This is a genomic window from Haloplanus sp. GDY1 (genome assembly GCF_023703775.1).
GTDB classification, from domain to species: domain Archaea; phylum Halobacteriota; class Halobacteria; order Halobacteriales; family Haloferacaceae; genus Haloplanus; species Haloplanus halophilus.
This window is the reverse complement of sequence record NZ_CP098514.1, coordinates 2,474,324-2,489,001: the sequence shown is the minus strand read 5'-3', so window position 1 is coordinate 2,489,001 and position 14,678 is coordinate 2,474,324. Positions and strand designations below refer to the sequence as shown.

At 69.8% G+C, this 14,678-nt stretch carries 18 protein-coding genes and 2 tRNA genes; 11 read left to right on the top strand and 9 right to left on the bottom strand.

The features are described 5' to 3' along the window. Window positions 1–4 precede the first annotated feature (4 nt). The 3 genes from NBT67_RS13350 (at window position 5) to NBT67_RS13340 (ending at window position 1,680) form a co-directional block, all read left to right on the top strand. Complete coding sequence (locus NBT67_RS13350) at window positions 5–589, top strand: DUF7474 family protein (RefSeq protein ID WP_251342260.1); 585 nt, start codon at window positions 5–7, stop codon at window positions 587–589. 40 nt (window positions 590–629) lie between these two features. Next, window positions 630–989: a DUF5518 domain-containing protein gene (locus NBT67_RS13345; protein ID WP_251342259.1), complete on the top strand. Its 360-nt coding sequence runs from the start codon at window positions 630–632 to the stop codon at window positions 987–989. A gap of 394 nt (window positions 990–1,383) precedes the next feature. Then, window positions 1,384–1,680, top strand: a complete 297-nt coding sequence (locus NBT67_RS13340) for a type II toxin-antitoxin system RelE family toxin (RefSeq protein WP_251342258.1) — start codon at window positions 1,384–1,386, stop codon at window positions 1,678–1,680. Between the two features lie 406 nt (window positions 1,681–2,086). On the opposite strand, the gene NBT67_RS13335 is transcribed toward NBT67_RS13340, so the two are convergent. Beyond that, window positions 2,087–2,184 (bottom strand) — tRNA-Arg (locus tag NBT67_RS13335). 90 nt (window positions 2,185–2,274) lie between these two features. Continuing rightward, window positions 2,275–2,652, bottom strand: a complete 378-nt coding sequence (locus NBT67_RS13330) for a YccF domain-containing protein (RefSeq protein WP_251342257.1) — start codon at window positions 2,650–2,652, stop codon at window positions 2,275–2,277. A 90-nt stretch (window positions 2,653–2,742) separates the two neighbouring features. Between NBT67_RS13330 and NBT67_RS13325 the strand changes: the two genes are divergently transcribed. Both NBT67_RS13325 and NBT67_RS13320 read left to right on the top strand, forming a co-directional pair. Then, window positions 2,743–3,294 (top strand): AAA family ATPase, encoded by a 552-nt coding sequence (locus NBT67_RS13325; RefSeq protein ID WP_251342256.1) that lies wholly within the window; start codon window positions 2,743–2,745, stop codon window positions 3,292–3,294. Beyond that, window positions 3,291–3,701 carry an RNA-binding domain-containing protein gene (locus NBT67_RS13320; protein ID WP_251342255.1) on the top strand — a complete coding sequence of 137 codons (411 nt, stop codon included), beginning with the start codon at window positions 3,291–3,293 and terminating at the stop codon, window positions 3,699–3,701. The genes NBT67_RS13325 and NBT67_RS13320 overlap by 4 nt, the downstream gene beginning before the upstream one ends. Before the next feature lie 6 nt (window positions 3,702–3,707). On the opposite strand, the gene NBT67_RS13315 is transcribed toward NBT67_RS13320, so the two are convergent. Continuing rightward, window positions 3,708–4,223 (bottom strand): gamma carbonic anhydrase family protein, encoded by a 516-nt coding sequence (locus NBT67_RS13315; protein WP_251342254.1) that lies wholly within the window; start codon window positions 4,221–4,223, stop codon window positions 3,708–3,710. A gap of 92 nt (window positions 4,224–4,315) precedes the next feature. Here NBT67_RS13315 and NBT67_RS13310 point away from each other — a divergent pair, with 92 nt between their 5' ends. Continuing rightward, window positions 4,316–4,690, top strand: coding sequence for a secondary thiamine-phosphate synthase enzyme YjbQ (locus NBT67_RS13310; RefSeq protein ID WP_251342253.1), 375 nt, complete (start codon window positions 4,316–4,318; stop codon window positions 4,688–4,690). A 1-nt stretch (window position 4,691) separates the two neighbouring features. Here NBT67_RS13310 and NBT67_RS13305 read toward each other — a convergent pair whose 3' ends face one another. The 3 genes from NBT67_RS13305 to NBT67_RS13295 all read right to left on the bottom strand — a co-directional run bounded on the left by NBT67_RS13305 (window position 4,692) and on the right by NBT67_RS13295 (window position 7,413). After that, window positions 4,692–5,255: a magnesium transporter gene (locus tag NBT67_RS13305; RefSeq protein ID WP_251342252.1), complete on the bottom strand. Its 564-nt coding sequence runs from the start codon at window positions 5,253–5,255 to the stop codon at window positions 4,692–4,694. Further along, entirely contained in the window at window positions 5,256–5,837 is a 582-nt protein-coding gene (locus NBT67_RS13300) for a magnesium transporter (protein WP_251342251.1), read from the bottom strand. Window positions 5,838–6,015: 178 nt separating this feature from the next. Continuing rightward, window positions 6,016–7,413, bottom strand: coding sequence for a signal recognition particle protein Srp54 (locus NBT67_RS13295; protein WP_251342250.1), 1,398 nt, complete (start codon window positions 7,411–7,413; stop codon window positions 6,016–6,018). A gap of 107 nt (window positions 7,414–7,520) precedes the next feature. On the opposite strand from NBT67_RS13295, the gene NBT67_RS13290 reads away from it, so the two are divergent. Next, window positions 7,521–8,519: a hypothetical protein gene (locus NBT67_RS13290; RefSeq protein ID WP_251342249.1), complete on the top strand. Its 999-nt coding sequence runs from the start codon at window positions 7,521–7,523 to the stop codon at window positions 8,517–8,519. 95 nt (window positions 8,520–8,614) lie between these two features. Beyond that, window positions 8,615–8,959, top strand: a complete 345-nt coding sequence (locus NBT67_RS13285; protein ID WP_251342248.1) for a hypothetical protein — start codon at window positions 8,615–8,617, stop codon at window positions 8,957–8,959. Window positions 8,960–9,146: 187 nt separating this feature from the next. Here NBT67_RS13285 and NBT67_RS13280 read toward each other — a convergent pair. Beyond that, a tRNA-Val gene (locus NBT67_RS13280) sits at window positions 9,147–9,220 on the bottom strand. 85 nt (window positions 9,221–9,305) lie between these two features. Between NBT67_RS13280 and NBT67_RS13275 the strand changes: the two genes are divergently transcribed. After that, window positions 9,306–9,845 carry a DUF192 domain-containing protein gene (locus NBT67_RS13275; RefSeq protein WP_251342247.1) on the top strand — a complete coding sequence of 180 codons (540 nt, stop codon included), beginning with the start codon at window positions 9,306–9,308 and terminating at the stop codon, window positions 9,843–9,845. Further along, complete coding sequence (locus NBT67_RS13270) at window positions 9,842–10,108, top strand: DUF7538 family protein (protein WP_251342246.1); 267 nt, start codon at window positions 9,842–9,844, stop codon at window positions 10,106–10,108. The genes NBT67_RS13275 and NBT67_RS13270 overlap by 4 nt, the downstream gene beginning before the upstream one ends. On the opposite strand, the gene NBT67_RS13265 is transcribed toward NBT67_RS13270, so the two are convergent. Further along, complete coding sequence (locus NBT67_RS13265) at window positions 10,103–11,047, bottom strand: methyl-accepting chemotaxis protein (protein ID WP_251342245.1); 945 nt, start codon at window positions 11,045–11,047, stop codon at window positions 10,103–10,105. The two genes, NBT67_RS13270 and NBT67_RS13265, sit on opposite strands and share 6 nt — an antisense overlap. A 108-nt stretch (window positions 11,048–11,155) precedes the next feature. On the opposite strand from NBT67_RS13265, the gene NBT67_RS13260 reads away from it, so the two are divergent. Beyond that, the gene (locus NBT67_RS13260) at window positions 11,156–13,114 is read left to right on the top strand and encodes an ABC transporter ATP-binding protein (RefSeq protein WP_251342244.1); all 1,959 of its coding nucleotides are present in this window, start codon (window positions 11,156–11,158) and stop codon (window positions 13,112–13,114) included. 3 nt (window positions 13,115–13,117) lie between these two features. On the opposite strand, the gene NBT67_RS13255 is transcribed toward NBT67_RS13260, so the two are convergent. Further along, window positions 13,118–14,605 carry a sensor histidine kinase gene (locus tag NBT67_RS13255; RefSeq protein ID WP_343218018.1) on the bottom strand — a complete coding sequence of 496 codons (1,488 nt, stop codon included), beginning with the start codon at window positions 14,603–14,605 and terminating at the stop codon, window positions 13,118–13,120. Between the last annotated feature and the right edge of the window lie 73 nt (window positions 14,606–14,678).

Sequence of the window (14,678 nt, the reverse complement as noted above, 5' to 3'; positions counted from 1 at the left end):
GAAGGTGCCGACGTTCGACTACCCCTGCCCCGACTGCCGGACGACCAACAGCCTGCACGACGCCGACTGCCGGTTCGAGGGGACGCCGTGGGCCGACGTCGAGGCCGCCTACGTCGACGTGGTGGCCGTCCTCTCGGGCGGGGTCACCGACGCCGACGCCCTCCCCGAGGCGGTCGAGGAGTGGGACCCCCTGCGGCAGGCCGCCGTCCAGCGCCTCCGTCGCGACGGCCGCGTCGACGACGCCAACGACCGCCTCCGCCTCCTGCCCGCCGAGGAGTACCGCGAGGCGGTGTCGGTGCCCACCCGCGACCCGATCAAGACCGTCTACGAACGCGGGAGCGTCCCCGGCTGTCACGACAACGCCGTCTTCGCCATGATCGCGTGGTACGAGATGGTGGGGCTCTCCTGGGAGGAGACGAAGGCCAACGTCGTGGAGTGGCTGCGCGACAGCGGCGCGTGGGACCGCGGCGGATTCGAGGAGGCGAGCCCCGAGGCACTGGTCGAGAAGAAGCGACACGTCTACGAGGCGGGCTACGGCTGGAAGGAGAAGGCCACGGCCGCGAAGCGCGTCATCGAGCGGAGCCTGTAGGGCCGAAGACGTTTTCTCACGGGCGGTGTTTCGTCCCCGTATGGTCTCCGACTCGACCCTCCACGCGCTGCTCGGTGCCGTCGTCACCATCGTGTTGTCGTTCGTCCCCTTCTCGCCCGCCCTCGGCGGAGGGGTCGCCGCCTACCTGAACGAGGCCAACAGCTCCGAGGGACTCCGGATCGGCGCCCTCTCCGGGGCCTTCGCGACGGTGCCGCTCGTCCTCTTCGGCCTCGTCGCCGTCTTCTTTCTCGGATTCTTCGCCATCGGCATGAACGGCGGGGCGATGGGCATCGGCGGACTCCTCGTCGTCCTCGTCGTCGGCCTGATCGCCGCCGTCTACACCGTCGGCCTGAGCGCCCTGGGCGGATATCTGGGGGCGTATCTGGTCGGCGAGGTGTAGAACCAACGTTTTCGCCCATGGGAAACAGCAATGAGGGAGCGGTTCGGCTCAAGGACGACCTCGTGGGGGAGTTCGGCGGACCCGCCGTCGCTCGGCCACGCCGTCACGGGTACGATGGATTCGATTCTCCGGCGATACGCAACCCCGATGGTAGCGAACGCAGTTCGTCCACCGAAGCCTTTTGCCTGTGACTTCTCCCACGACTAAAGTCGTGGGCTTTCTCCTCGATTCTGTGTCACGGAGGAGCGATGGAAGGAGCTGAACGAGCTCAAGGGGGCGGGCGAGACGTACGACGACCTGCTTAGGGAACTGATCCAGGAACACCAGCGCCGACAGCTCGTCGAACGAGCGACGGAAGTCCGTGAAGCGGACGCTGACGAACTGACGGCGCTCGATGAGTTATGAGGTTCTCCTCGCGGCGGAGGCCCGTGAGTACGTCGCCGCGCTAGACGAGAAGAGCACACGCATCGTGACGGACAACCTCCGGAAATTAGCGGACGATCCGTATCCGAGACCGGATTCGGGATCCGGTGACAAGGAGAAGCTGGTGGTCGAGGGCGAGGAGCTGTATCGGCTGCATATCGGGCGAACTCACACCGCGTCCTACGACGTACTCGAAGGGAACGAGGAAGTCCGCGTGATCGAGATCGTGGACATCGACGAGGCGCACAAGCGCTATGGGTTCGATTGAACCGGTACGTGGCCCCGTTGGTCAGTTTCTCGAAATAGATGGATTCCGTTGGGAGATACGGACTCCGAGTCCGGCTATTCTCGCATTCGACACTCCGAAATAAATCCCCGCTGCGGCCAAATTCTGCCGTGTTGGTACTGCCACGGACACGATGGGAGTCCCGCGAGCGACTGACGGGAGCGAGTGGGACTACATCGTGGCCGCGAACGAGTGAAACGAGTGAGCGGGCACGATGGGATTTGAACCACGGTCGCGGCGAAGCCGCTCCCTGATTCAAATCCCACCAGGAGTTTGCACCGCCTCGCTGTCGCTCGGCGGTGCGGCACGGGCACGATGGGAGTCCCACGAGCGACTGACGGGAGCGAGTGGGACTACATCGTGGCCGCGAACGAGTGAAACGAGTGAGCGGGCACGATGGGATTTGAACCCACGACCGTCGGATGACTTCCCCCGGGGGCTCGGAGTTAGAAGTCCGACGCTCTATCCGGACTGAGCTACGTGCCCTCGTCGGCGAGAGGGCTGGGGAGTCAAAAAACCGTTCGACTCGTCGAAATCGCTCGGAGCCGCGCCGCGGAGGGTCGGCAGGCGATGCCCTCACCCGTCGAACCGGTACAGCGACGTCACGAGCGGTAGGCGGTCGAACATCGGAATCGCGAGCGGCAGACCGACGATGGTGACCGCGAGGAAGCTCGCGACGTTCGCCCAGAGCCAGCCGAACCACCAGCCCACGAAGACGAAATAGAGGGCGCGAACGGCGAGGGAGCGCTGGCCCCGGGCGGCCGAGGGGTCGCCGAGCGACCGCGGCTCCTTCAGGGTCAGCACCGTCGGAACGAGGTTGATCAGTTTGACGCCGATGGGAGCACCGACGACGGTGCCACAGAGCAGCCAGGCGACGTTGACGACGGCGGGCGTGGCCCACCAGCCGACGACGACGAACCACAGCGCGCGGGTGAGGAGGGAGCGTTGGGTCATACAGAGCCGAGGCGTGGAGCGGCGAAAAACCCCGCGTTCGTCGGGGCGACACGACAGGGTATAAGGCCACGAGGCGGGTACGGACGGTCGATGAAGGTACTCGGCACCGTGGGGCTTCCCGGCAGTGGCAAGGGCGAGGCCGCCGCGGTCGCGCGCGAGGCGGGCGTGCCGGTCGTCACGATGGGCGACGTGATCCGGCGGGCGTGTCGCGACCGGGGGGTCGACCCGGCCGAACACCACGGCGCGGTGGCACAGGCGCTCCGCGAGGAGGAGGGCGAGGCGGCCATCGCCGAGCGATCGCTCCCGCTGATCGAGGACGCCCTCGACGGCGCGGAGACGGTGCTGATCGACGGCCTGCGCTCGCCGGTCGAGGCCGAGCGCTTCGAGGAGGCGTTCGGCGACGACTTCCTCCTCGTGAGCATCGAGGCACCGTTCGAGACCCGGGCGGCCCGGCTGGCCGACCGGGGGCGCGACGACACCGACCTGGACCGCGAGTCGCTCCGCGAACGCGAGCGGCGGGAACTCGGCTTCGGCATGGGCGAGGTGATGGACCGGGCGGACGTGACCGTCGAGAACACGGGATCGCTGGCGGCGTTCCGGGAGCGGATCCGCGACCTGCTGGCCGTGGAGGCCGAGCCATGATCCACCGGATCGACGTGCGGGTGGTCGCGCCCGTCCGCGACACCGAGGTGACGGACCGGGTCGCCGACGCGGTGCGGAACCTGTTCCCGAACGCCGACATCGAGTCGGAACCGGGGCGACTGGTCGCCGAGGCCCACTCGATGGAGCGGTTCTCGGAGCGACTCCACGAACAGGAGATCCTCGACACCGCCCGCAAGCAGTTCTTCGCCCGGGCGGACGCCGACGGCTTCGCGTTCGCGCTGAAGAAGCAGGCGGCGTTCGAGGGCGTCGTCAACTTCGCCGTCGGCAACCCGGCCGAACTCGGCGACATCGAGGTGGAGGTGACGGTCCACGACCCCGACGTGGAGGCGTTCGTCGACCACGTCGCGCCGCCGACCGAGGACGGAAACCCCGTTCGGCCCGAGTGAATTCAGCTAAAAGAGATCGGTGTGGCGCGCGGCGAGTCCGGTGTACTCCCCGGTGCTGTACTCCTCGAAGATGGAGTCGGCGTCGATGGTCGTCTCGGAGAGCGGCGTCGCCGTCGCGGGCACGCCCCGGACGAACGACTCCGACGGGATGTCGTACCCCTCGGGAACGACCGTCCCGGAGGCGACGATACAGCGGTCCCCGACGGTCACCTCGGCGTTGACCGTCGTGTTGAACCCGACGAGGACGCCGTCGCCGACGACCGACTCGTTGAGGATGGCGCCGTGGCCGACCATCACCCGGTCGCCGACCGTCGAGGCGTGCAGGACGGCGTTGTCGCCGACGTGTGACTCCCGCCCGACCTCGACCGGCCCCACGTCGCCCCGGAGGACCACCCCGGGCCAGACGCTCGCGTCGGCGCCGACGCGCACGTCGCCCACGAGCGTCGCCTCGTGACTGACGCGGGCGTCCGGGTCGATGTCGGGTCGGTGCCCCTCGAACTCGTACTCGCGGCTGTCGGCCATGGGTCGGCGTACGTGTCGTGGTACCGAATAACTTGGCCTGCGGTGACACGTCACGGGCGGGACGTTTTCGGTGCGCGCGCCCAACGCGGCGCATGGAGTTCACCGTCTCGACCGACGCCCGCCTCGACGTCGTGGACGTGACCGACCGGGTCGCCGCCGCGGTTCCCGCGGACGCCGACGGCACCGTCACCGTCTTCGTCGAGCACACCACCGCGGGCGTCGCGATCAACGAGGCCGAATCCCGGCTGTTGGAGGACGTGGAGACGTTCCTGTCGGACCTGGTTCCGGACGAGGGGTGGGAGCACGACCGACTGGACGGCAACGCCGACGCGCACCTGCGGGCGCTCCTGCTCGGACCGTCGGCGACGATACCGGTCGACGGCGGGTCCCTCGCGCTCGGCCGGTGGCAGTCCGTCCTGTTCGTGGAGTGTGACGGCCCCCGCGAGCGGACGGTTCGGGTCGTCTGAGTCAGGGTGGGACGAACAGCAGAACCGAGAGGTAGAGAAGCACCACGCCGAGGACGTCGCAGGTGTTGGTGACGACGGGGATCACCACGTCGTCGGGGTCGAGTTCGAGGCGGTACGCGGCGTAGGTGGCGACGACGGTGACGACGACGGCGAGCAGCGCGAGCGAGAGGCCGCTGGCCATCGAGACGGCGAGGACGGTCCACGGCGAGAGGTCGGTCGATCCGGTGAGCGCGCTCAGCCCCCACGCACCGAGGCCGACGAGCGGGAAGATGGAGGCGGCGAGCGCGACGGTGGCGACGGCGTTGCCCGCGAGCGTCTCGTCGGCCGGCGAGAAGGAGAGCGTCCCGAGGTGGAAGGCAGTCGAGAGGCGGGCCGCGAGGACGCTCCCCAGGTTCCCAGCGGTGCCGATGGTGACGGGGACGAGGACGAGCAGCGAGGGGTGGCGGAGCAGGGTGTCCTCGAAGCTCCCCAGCACGAGCCCGCTGCCGAGTTCGACGAGGGTCAGGAGGAGGAGCACGGGGAGCATCGCCCGCGTGATGGCGCGGACGGTCCAGTCGGTCGCCACTCAGGCACCCCCGAGGACGAGCGCGACGGTTCGCACCGCGATCAGGAGAAAGAGGACGCCGAACACGTCGCCGGTGGTCGTGACGAGGGGCCCGACGAGGGTGTCGGGGTTGTGGCCCCGGCGGTAGCCGGCGAAGACGACGGTGACGACGACGGCGACGAGCGTGGCGCCCGAGAGCAGGCCGGCCACGAGGGCGATGCCGAGGAGGCGGCCGAGCGCGGCGACGGGCATCCCGAACGTCGAGAGGATGGCGAAGACGGCCGTCGCCGCGAACAGCGAGGTGAAGATGCCGTTGACGAGCGCGGCCGCCGCGGCCGCCCGGAGGCGCGGGTCGCCGGCGCGAACACGGGGTTCGATCAGCCCCTGGTGGAGGCCGGTCGCCAGGCGCGCGCCGAGCGAGCCGTAGACGTTGCCGCGGGTGGCCAACAGCGCGGGCACGAGGACGAGCAACCCCTCGACGGCACGGAGGTCGGCGCGCATCCCGCCGAGGACGACCCCGGCGAGGAGGCCGCCGACGAGGCTGGCGCCGAGCGCCGGAAGCGCCTCGCGGTAGGCCTCGACGGCGACCTCGCGGACGGTCATCGTCGGTGTCAAGGCGGGCCGGGATGAAAAGTCGGGGGGCTACCGCGTGGCCGCGAGAGCGACGGCCACGGCGGCGCCGAGAACGGCGCTCGGAGTTCGGTGTGGGAGCCGCCGGACGCGTGCGAGAGGTGTCGGAACGCGGCGTGCCGGCGGAGCCGGACACCGCGGGGGCGGAGCGTCAGCCGAACGGACCCATGCCGCCCATACCGCCCATGCCGCCACCGCCGCCGTCGCCCTGCTGGAGTTTCTTCATCATGCGCTGCATGTCGCCGTCGCCCATCCCCTGGAACTGCTTGATGGTGCGCTCCATCATCCTGTGCTGTTCCAGCAGTTCGCGGATCGACTCCTCGGGGACGCCGGCACCGCGGGAGATGCGCTCGACGCGCTCCTGACCGATGACGCGGGGGTTCTCCAGTTCCTCGTCGGTCATGGAGTCCATCGCCACGTCGAAGGTCCGCATCCGCTCCTGGGTCACGTCCATGGCGTCGTCGGGCAACTGGTCCATCAGCCCGCCACCCATACCGGGGATCATGTCCATCACCTGATCCAGCGGACCCATGTTGTTCATCGCCTCCATCTGCTTTTGCATGTCCTTCAGCGTGAAGGAACCCTCCATGATGTCCTGCGGGTCCCAGTCGTCGTCCTCCTCGCCCGTCTCGGCCATCGCCCGCTCGACGCGCTCCGAGAGCTGTTTGAGGTCGCCCATCCCCAGCAGCCGGGAGATGAAGCCGTCGGGCTCGAAGCGCTCGATGTCCTGCACCGTCTCGCCGGTGCCGAGGAAGGCGATCGAGGAGTCCGTCTCGTTGACCGCGGTGAGCGCCCCACCGCCCTTCGCCGTCCCGTCGAGTTTCGTGATGACCACGCCGTCGATGCCGACGGAGTCGTCGAACTGCCGGGCCTGCTCTTTCGCCCCCTGTCCGATGGCCGCGTCGAGGACGAGCAGCGACCGGTCGGGGTCGACCGCCGACTCGATCTCCTCGATCTCGTCGATCAGGTCGTCCTCGAGGGCGTGCCGACCCGCCGTGTCGACGATGTGGACGTCGGCGTCGGCGGTCGCGTCCAGCCCCTCGCGAGCGATTTCGACCGGATCGTCCGACTCGGGGTCGCCGTAGAACTCCACCTCGGCGCGATCCGCCATCTGCTCGGCCTGATCGTACGCGCCGGGGCGGAACGTGTCGGTCTGGATGACCGCCGGGCGGAGCCCCTTCTTCGAGAACCACCACGCCATCTTCGCGGCGGAGGTGGTCTTGCCCGAGCCCTGGAGGCCGGCCAGCAGGATCGTCTGCGGCTCCAGCGGCAGCTCCGTGGACTCGCCGATCAGGTCGACCAGTTCCTCGTAGACGATCTTCAGGACGTGATCCCGGGCGGAGGTTCCCCCGGGCGGCTCCTCCTCCAGCGCACGCGTCTCGATCGACTCCGAGAGGTCCATCACGAGGTCGACGTCCACGTCGGCCTGGAGCAAGGAGCGCTGGATCTCCTTGACGACCTCTTGGACGTCGTCCTCGTCGAGGCGGGACTTCCCCTGGAGTTTCGAGAGGGTGCCGCGGAGGGAACTCCCGAGATTGTCGAGTACCATTGGCCCTCGCTACGCGCCGGCGCCGGTAAAGGCTTTGTTCACGGCGGAGGCGGCCGCTCGCCGGCACCGGGAACGAGTATAAGTCCCCCGGGTCCCAACGCGGGGCGATGCACCGGCGCGAGTACCTCCGCGGCGCCCTCGGGGCGCTCACGGCCGCCGCGAGCGGTCTCGCCGGCTGTTCGGAGTCCGGGTCCTCGGCGGCGACGGCCACCGGGCCGGCGACGCCGGTGGCGACGGCCACCGAGTCGGCGACGCGAACCGCCACGGCGACCGAGACGGCCACGCCACGCCCCACGCCGGAGACCGGCACCCGCTCGCTCTCGCCCTACCGTTCGTGGCTGGTCGCGCCCACGCCAGCCACGCCGGGCACCTACGAGTTCACCCACCTCTCGCTGTCGGCGGTGCGGGCGGACGCCAGCGAGTCGTTCGCGGCGTCGCTGGACCGGTACTGGCGCCAGCGGACCGCGTCGTACTTCGGGGTCGAGGTGCCGGTCGACGCCATCGACGCCGTCCTCACGGTGAACCACTCCCGGGTCGCCGGCGAGTCCTACCGGGTCGCCGGCGGCTCGTTCGACCCCCGCGCGCTCCGGGAGTCGCTCGTCGCCGCGGGCTTCGACGCCGACGGCGCCGTCGACGGCGTGCAGCGCCTCGTCCGAACCGCGGAGGGGCAGGTTCGCGTGGTCGGCCTCCACCCCGACGTCCTCGTCAGCATCGGGGCCGACGCGTCGGCGACGGCGCCCCTGGCGTCGGCGCTCGACCAGCACCGACGCGGCGCCGTCCGCACCGACGAGGACGAGGCGCTGGCGGCCCTCGTCGAGGGGTTCGGCACGGCCGACTACGTCACGGGGCGGGAACTCGAACCCGCCGCGGAGGACTACCCCCTGAGTTCGGCCGTCGCGACGGGGCGACGGCTCGACGTTCGGGAGTCGACCTCGTGGGCCGAGCGGGCGTACGTCCTCCCGCCGGACGCGGCGATAGACCGGGCGGCCGTCGAGGAGGAGATCCGAACGCGCCACGCCGGCCAGCCCATCGAGGAGTTCCGCCGCGAGGGCCGCCTCGTCACCGTCGCCGGCGAGGTGGAGAACTCGCTGATCCGGCTGCTGTGAGACGGGGCGTGGCGGTCGATACCGGCGCTCGCCGGACGGTCGCGGGAGCCACGGGGGCCAGAAGGCCCTTATCCGCCTGTCGACAACGCCCACCCATGCACACCAGACGGACCGTCGTCGGGGGGCTCGGCGTCGCGCTGCTGACGGGGATCGCGGGCTGTGGGGCCCTCTCGTCGCCGGATCCGACCGTCGTCGAGACGGAGATCGATGGCGGCATCGACGCCCTGTTCGGCGAGACGGACGTCTTCGTCGTCGTGCAGAACGACGGCGCCGCCGGCGACGTCGAGGTGACGCTGGAACTCCTCGACGGCGAGGGGACCGTCCTCCTCGACGAGACGCAGACGACGAACATGGAGGCCGACGAGCGAAAGCGGGTGACGTTCTCCGTGGACGTCCCCGAGGGCACCGAGGAGGCCGAGGCGACGGCGCGGGCGGCGTGAGGGTGTCCACGGACGGAATTCGACCCGCGCCGGTCGGCCCGTCGCAAAATCCGAGTGGGCTCGGGCGGATTCGAACCTCGCCGAGACGTGCTCGCTCACTGCGTTCGCTGCGCGCGACTCGTCTGGTTCGAACCGTCCTCCCGTCGCGGATGTGCGACTCGCCGTTCGACTCGTCGCAAAATCCGAGTGGGCTCGGGCGGATTCGAACCACCGATTTCGGCCTTGTAAAGGCCGCGTCATAACCAACTAGACCACGAGCCCTCGTCGGGACACCGTTCCCCGGCCGAATAACGGTTTCTGTCTCCGGCCGCGAAACGCTTACCCCGGCGCGGCCGATTCGTCCACTATGTCCCGCCGTGCGACGCTGCTCGCCGTCGGCCTCCTCGCCCTCGTCACCGTCGCTGGCTGTGCGGGAGCGGGGGGTGGCCCGGACCCGACGGCCACGGACACGACCACCGCGACCGACGAGCGCGCGTCGACGCCGGTGTCGACGCCCGGGAGTAGCTACGAGACGACGACGGTCTACCTCGTCGACGAGAACGGCACGCGGCTGGCGGCGGTGGACGTCTGGGTGGCCGACACGTTTCCCAAACGCTACGTCGGACTGAGCGACACCACGGCGCTCGAACCCGGTCAGGGGATGCTGTTCGTCCACGACGACGAGGCGCGCCACGCCTACGTGATGCGGGACATGGACTTCCCGCTCGATATGGTGTTCGTGGCGGCGAACGGCACCGTCACGACGATCCATCACGCGCCGCTGGAGTCCGACGGCGACCTGACGGAGTACGCCGGGCGGTCGAAGTACGTCCTGGAGGTACCGATGGGTTACACGAACCGAACGGGCGTCGACGTGGGCGACCGACTGCGGATCGAGGATCGATGACCGGAGTCGACGCGCTCGCCGACCGCGAGGGGTGGCACGCCGAGGGGTTCGCGGCCCGGGTCCACTACCACGGCGAAGGGGAGCGATACGCCGTCGAGTACTACGCCCCGAGCGACTGCGTCCTCTACTGGAAGGTGAAAGGCGACGGGGAGACGGCGGTGCCGGTCGGGCGGGAGACGGTGCCCGACCCGCTCCGCGAGCGGGTCCGGGTCGACCTCGACGCCGCGGGGATCGATCCGACGGTCGAGGCGCGGTCGCTATAGCTCGGCGACCAGATCCTCGACCGCGCGGTCGATGTCCTCGATCCGCTCGGTCTGGTCGTCGACCGCCGCGGCGATCTCCTCGCCCTCGTCGACGACGCGTTCGGCGTCGTCGGTGACGTTCTCGGTCATGCTGGCGATCTCCTCGTGGCCGGCGGCCTGTTCGTCCGTCGCCTCGGCCACCTCGTCGATGCCGTCGCTCACCTCGGAGACCGAGGAGTCGATGTCGTCGAGGATGTCGAGGGCGTCGTCGGCCGCCTCGACCCCCTCCCCGACCGCGTCTCGCGTCTCGTCGAGGCTCTCGGCGGCGGTCGCGGTGGAGTCCTGGATGCCGTCGACCCGGCGTTCGATGTCGGCGGCGTGCTCCTGTGACTCCTCGGCGAGCGTCTTGACCTCGTCGGCGACGACGGCGAAGCCCTCGCCGGCCTCGCCCGCCCGCGCCGCCTCGATGTTGGCGTTCAGCGCCAGCAGGTTGGTCTGGTCCGCGATGTCGTTGATGATGTCGACGACCTCGTCGATCTCGGCGACCGCGTCCTCGACGGCGCGGACGTCCTCGACGACGTGCTCCGTCGACTCCTGGATCTGCTCCATGGCGGCGGCGACGCGCTGGACCGCCTCGTGACCCTCGCCGGTGAGGTCGGCGGCCTGTTCGCTCGCCGTCGCCACCTGCTCGGCCGACGACGCGACCTCCTCGACGGCGGCGCTCAGGTTCGATATCTCGCTTGCCACCTCCGTCATGCGCTCGTACTGTTCGGCGGTGTGGTCGGTGATCGTCCGGGTCCGGTCGGCGATCTCCTCGGAACTCCCCTGGAGTTCAGCGAGCGAGGTCTGGATCTCGCTGGCCGCCTCGTGGCCGTAGCCGGCCTGCCGGTCGATCTCCTGTGCGATGTCCTCGTGGACGTCCTGCTCGAGGTCGGCCTCGATGTCCGCGGCGTCAGACATATCATCCCGAGAGGGAGAGGCAGTGAAAACGGCTCCGCCCCCGTTATTCCGAATGATAACTGTCGGCGGCGGGTCAGCCTTTTGGCCGCTCGCCCCCCAGAGACGACGATGGACGTCCCGGCGGACGACGACCCCTTCGAGGAACAGCGAGCGCGGACGGCCAACCCGATGCGGCGGCTGTTCGCCGAGTACGGCCGGGAGCGGTCGGGCCTCTTCGCCGTCGGCGTCGTCGCCAGCATCCTCGCCCGGATGCTCGACCTGTTGCCCCCGCTCCTCCTGGGCGTCGCGGTCGACGCCATCTTCCTCGACGAGGGGCCCTTCGAACTACCGCTGGTGCCGGACGCGTGGCTCCCGACCGATCCCGAGCGGCAGTTCTGGTTCATCGTCGGCGTCGTCCTCGTTTCGTTCCTCGGGGGCGCGGCCCTCCACTGGGTGCGAAACTGGGGGTGGAACCGCTTCGCACAGCACGTCCAGCACGCCGTCCGGACCGACACCTACGACGCGATGCAGCGGCTCAACATGACGTTCTTCGCCGACAAGCAGACGGGGGAGATGATGTCGGTGCTCTCGAACGACGTGAACCGGCTGGAGCGGTTCCTCAACGACGGCCTGAACGCCGCCTTCCGGCTGGGCGTGATGGTCGTCGGCATCGCCGCGCTGTTGCTGTGGATGAACCCGCAACTCGCCGTCGTCGCCCTCCTGCCCGTGCCGCTGATCGCCGTCTTCACCTACCGCTTCGTCGACACCATCCAGCCGAAGTACGCCGAGGTGCGCTCGACGGTCGGGCAGGTGAACTCCCGGCTGGAGAACAACCTCGGCGGCATCCAGGTCATCAAGACGAGCAACACCGAGGGCTACGAGGCCGACCGGGTCGAGGAGGTGTCGGGCGACTACTTCGACGCCAACTGGGACGCCATCGAGACGCGGATCAAGTTCTTCCCCGGCCTCCGGGTGCTCGCTGGCGTCGGCTTCGCGCTCACCTTCACCGTCGGCGGCCTCTGGGTGTTCCGCGGGGAGGGGCCGTGGCTGTTCACCGGCGAACTCCGCCCCGGCCAGTTCGTCGCCTTCATCCTCTACACCCAGCGGTTCATCTGGCCCATGGCGCAGTTCGGGCAGATCATCAACATGTACCAGCGGGCGTACGCCTCCGCCGCCCGCATCTTCGGGCTGATGGACGAGAACGCCGGCATCGACGAGGCCCCCGACGCCACGGAACTCGTCGTCGACGCGGGGCGAGTCGAGTACGACGACGTGACCTTCGGCTACGACGAGGAGCCCATCCTCGACGGCGTCTCCTTCGAGGCCGCGGGCGGGGACACGCTCGCGCTGGTGGGGCCGACCGGTGCCGGGAAGTCGACGGCGCTGAAGCTCCTGCTCCGGATGTACGACGTGGACGAGGGGTCGATCAGGGTCGACGGACAGGACGTGCGCGACGTGACCCTCGCCAGCCTCCGGAGCGCCGTCGGCTACGTCAGCCAGGAGACGTTCCTCTTCTACGGCACCGTCCGCGAGAACATCACGTACGGCACCTTCGACGCCGACGACGAGGCGGTGCGGGCCGCCGCGGAGGCCGCCGAGGCCCACGAGTTCGTCTCGAACCTGCCCGACGGCTACGACACGATGGTCGGCGAGCGCGGCGTGAAGCTCTCGGGTGGCCAGCGTCAGCGCCTCGCCATCGCGCGGGCGATGCTGAAGGATCCCGACGTCCTCGTCCTCGACGAGGCGACCAGCGACGTCGACACCGAGACGGAGATGCTGATCCAGCGGTCGCTGGATCGGCTGACCGCCGACCGCACCACGTTCGTCGTCGCGCACCGCCTCTCGACGGTGAAAGACGCCGACACCATCGTCGTCCTCGACGACGGCGAGGTGGTCGAGCGCGGCACCCACGAGGAACTGCTCGGGGCCGACGGGCTCTACGCCAACCTCTGGGGCGTGCAGGCCGGGGAAATCGACGACCTTCCCGAGGAGTTCGTCGAGCGAGCGACGCGGCGGGGGGCGCGGACCGACCTCGACGACGGGGAGCTACGCGCCCCGGGGAGCGGGACGGAGTCCGACGACGACTGAGTCTCAGTCGACGATGTCGACGCCCGTGAACTCGAAGCGTGCGCCGCCGCCGTCGCCCTCGGTCACGTCGACCGTCCAGCCGTGGGCGTCGGCCACCTGCGCGACGATCCACAGCCCGAATCCGGTGCCCTCCTCGGCCGTCGAGTGGCCGGGGTCGAACACGTCGTCGCGGTGCGACTCGGGAATCCCGGGACCGTCGTCCGCGACGTAGAAGCCGTCGTCCAGATCGCCGACGGTGACGGTCGCCGCGGAGCCCTCGCCGTCCGGCGCCCCGTCGGGCGCCGTCCGACCGTCGCCCGATCCGCGGTCGGCGCCGTCGGTGACGCGTCGGTCGCTCGTCGAGCCGTGTTCCACCGCGTTCCGAACGAGGTTCTCGACGAGCTGCCGGAGTCGGCTCCGGTCCGCCCGGATCGTCCGGTCGGTGTCGGCGACGAGCGTCGCGTCGGCGGTGGGGGCGTCGGTCCAGCAGCGCTCGACGAGGGCGGCGAGGTCGACCGGCTCCGTCTCGGCGATCCGGTCGCCGCTCCGGGCGAGGGTCAGCAGATCGTCGATCAGCGTCCCCATGCGGTCGTGGGCACGGATCACGTGATCGAGGTGGTCGGTGTCGCACTCCCGTCGGGCCAGTTTCGCGCGGCTCCGGGCGACGTTCAGCGGGTTGCGGAGGTCGTGGGAGACGATGCTGGCGAACTCCGAGAGTTCGGCGGTCCGCCGTTCGAGTTCCCGCTCCCGCTCCTTGCGGTCCGTGATGTCGGTGATGAACCCCTCCAGCACGTCGTCGCCGTCGGGGGGCGACGCCACGGCCCGGCCACGCTCCCACATCCACTTCGTTCGCTCGTCCGCGGTGACGATCCGGTAGGTCACCTCGAACGTCCCGTCGGCCGCGAGCCCCTCCTGCACGGACTCCCACGTCGCCGTCTTGTCCTCGGAGTGGACGACGTCCTCGCCCCAGTTCACCGCCCCGCGCTCCAGTTCCCCGGCGGTGTAGCCGGTGAGCGTCTCGACTTCGCCCTCGACGGTCTCCATCGGCCACGCCGGGTCGTTCCGGCAGCGGTAGACGACGCCGGGGAGGTTGCTGATGAGCGTCTCCAGCCGGCGGGTCCGCTCGTCGAGCAACCGCCGGGATCGGGAGGCCTCGACGGCGTTCTCGATCCGGTTGGCGAGCAGTTCGTACCGCTCGGGGCTCGCTCCCTTCCGGAGGTAGTCGGTCACGCCGGCGGAGATGGCCTCGCTGGCTATCGTCTCCGAGCCCTTCCCGGTGAAGAGGATGACGGGGAGTGCCGTCCGCTCCTCGCGGACGGCTCTGAGGAACTCGATGCCGTTCGCCCCCGGCATGTCGTAATCGCAGACCACACAGTCGATCCGCCCGTCGGCGAGTCGGTCCAGTCCCTCCGTGGCGCTCGTCGCCGTCTCGACGGCGAGTCGGTCGTCCGCGCGCTCGAGGAAGGTCGCCGCCATCTCGACGAACTCCGGGTCGTCGTCGACGTGGAGCACGCGGATAGGTCCGGGTCGGCGGTCGTCGGCTCGGTCATCGACTGGGTCGGACACCGTTCGTCCGGGGGTCGTG

Excerpts from the sequence above, each read along its gene's own strand:
- NBT67_RS13320 (WP_251342255.1), top strand. The coding sequence starts at position 3,291 with ATGATCCACCGGATCGACGTGCGGGTGGTCGCGCCCGTCCGCGACACC.
- NBT67_RS13325 (WP_251342256.1), top strand. The coding sequence starts at position 2,743 with ATGAAGGTACTCGGCACCGTGGGGCTTCCCGGCAGTGGCAAGGGCGAG.
- NBT67_RS13310 (WP_251342253.1), top strand. The coding sequence starts at position 4,316 with ATGGAGTTCACCGTCTCGACCGACGCCCGCCTCGACGTCGTGGACGTG.
- NBT67_RS13290 (WP_251342249.1), top strand. The coding sequence starts at position 7,521 with ATGCACCGGCGCGAGTACCTCCGCGGCGCCCTCGGGGCGCTCACGGCC.
- NBT67_RS13330 (WP_251342257.1), bottom strand. The coding sequence starts at position 2,652 with ATGACCCAACGCTCCCTCCTCACCCGCGCGCTGTGGTTCGTCGTCGTC.
- NBT67_RS13265 (WP_251342245.1), bottom strand. The coding sequence starts at position 11,047 with ATGTCTGACGCCGCGGACATCGAGGCCGACCTCGAGCAGGACGTCCAC.
- NBT67_RS13340 (WP_251342258.1), top strand. The coding sequence starts at position 1,384 with ATGAGTTATGAGGTTCTCCTCGCGGCGGAGGCCCGTGAGTACGTCGCC.
- NBT67_RS13285 (WP_251342248.1), top strand. The coding sequence starts at position 8,615 with ATGCACACCAGACGGACCGTCGTCGGGGGGCTCGGCGTCGCGCTGCTG.
- NBT67_RS13270 (WP_251342246.1), top strand. The coding sequence starts at position 9,842 with ATGACCGGAGTCGACGCGCTCGCCGACCGCGAGGGGTGGCACGCCGAG.
- NBT67_RS13260 (WP_251342244.1), top strand. The coding sequence starts at position 11,156 with ATGGACGTCCCGGCGGACGACGACCCCTTCGAGGAACAGCGAGCGCGG.
- NBT67_RS13295 (WP_251342250.1), bottom strand. The coding sequence starts at position 7,413 with ATGGTACTCGACAATCTCGGGAGTTCCCTCCGCGGCACCCTCTCGAAA.
- NBT67_RS13275 (WP_251342247.1), top strand. The coding sequence starts at position 9,306 with ATGTCCCGCCGTGCGACGCTGCTCGCCGTCGGCCTCCTCGCCCTCGTC.
- NBT67_RS13315 (WP_251342254.1), bottom strand. The coding sequence starts at position 4,223 with ATGGCCGACAGCCGCGAGTACGAGTTCGAGGGGCACCGACCCGACATC.
- NBT67_RS13345 (WP_251342259.1), top strand. The coding sequence starts at position 630 with ATGGTCTCCGACTCGACCCTCCACGCGCTGCTCGGTGCCGTCGTCACC.
- NBT67_RS13300 (WP_251342251.1), bottom strand. The coding sequence starts at position 5,837 with ATGACCGTCCGCGAGGTCGCCGTCGAGGCCTACCGCGAGGCGCTTCCG.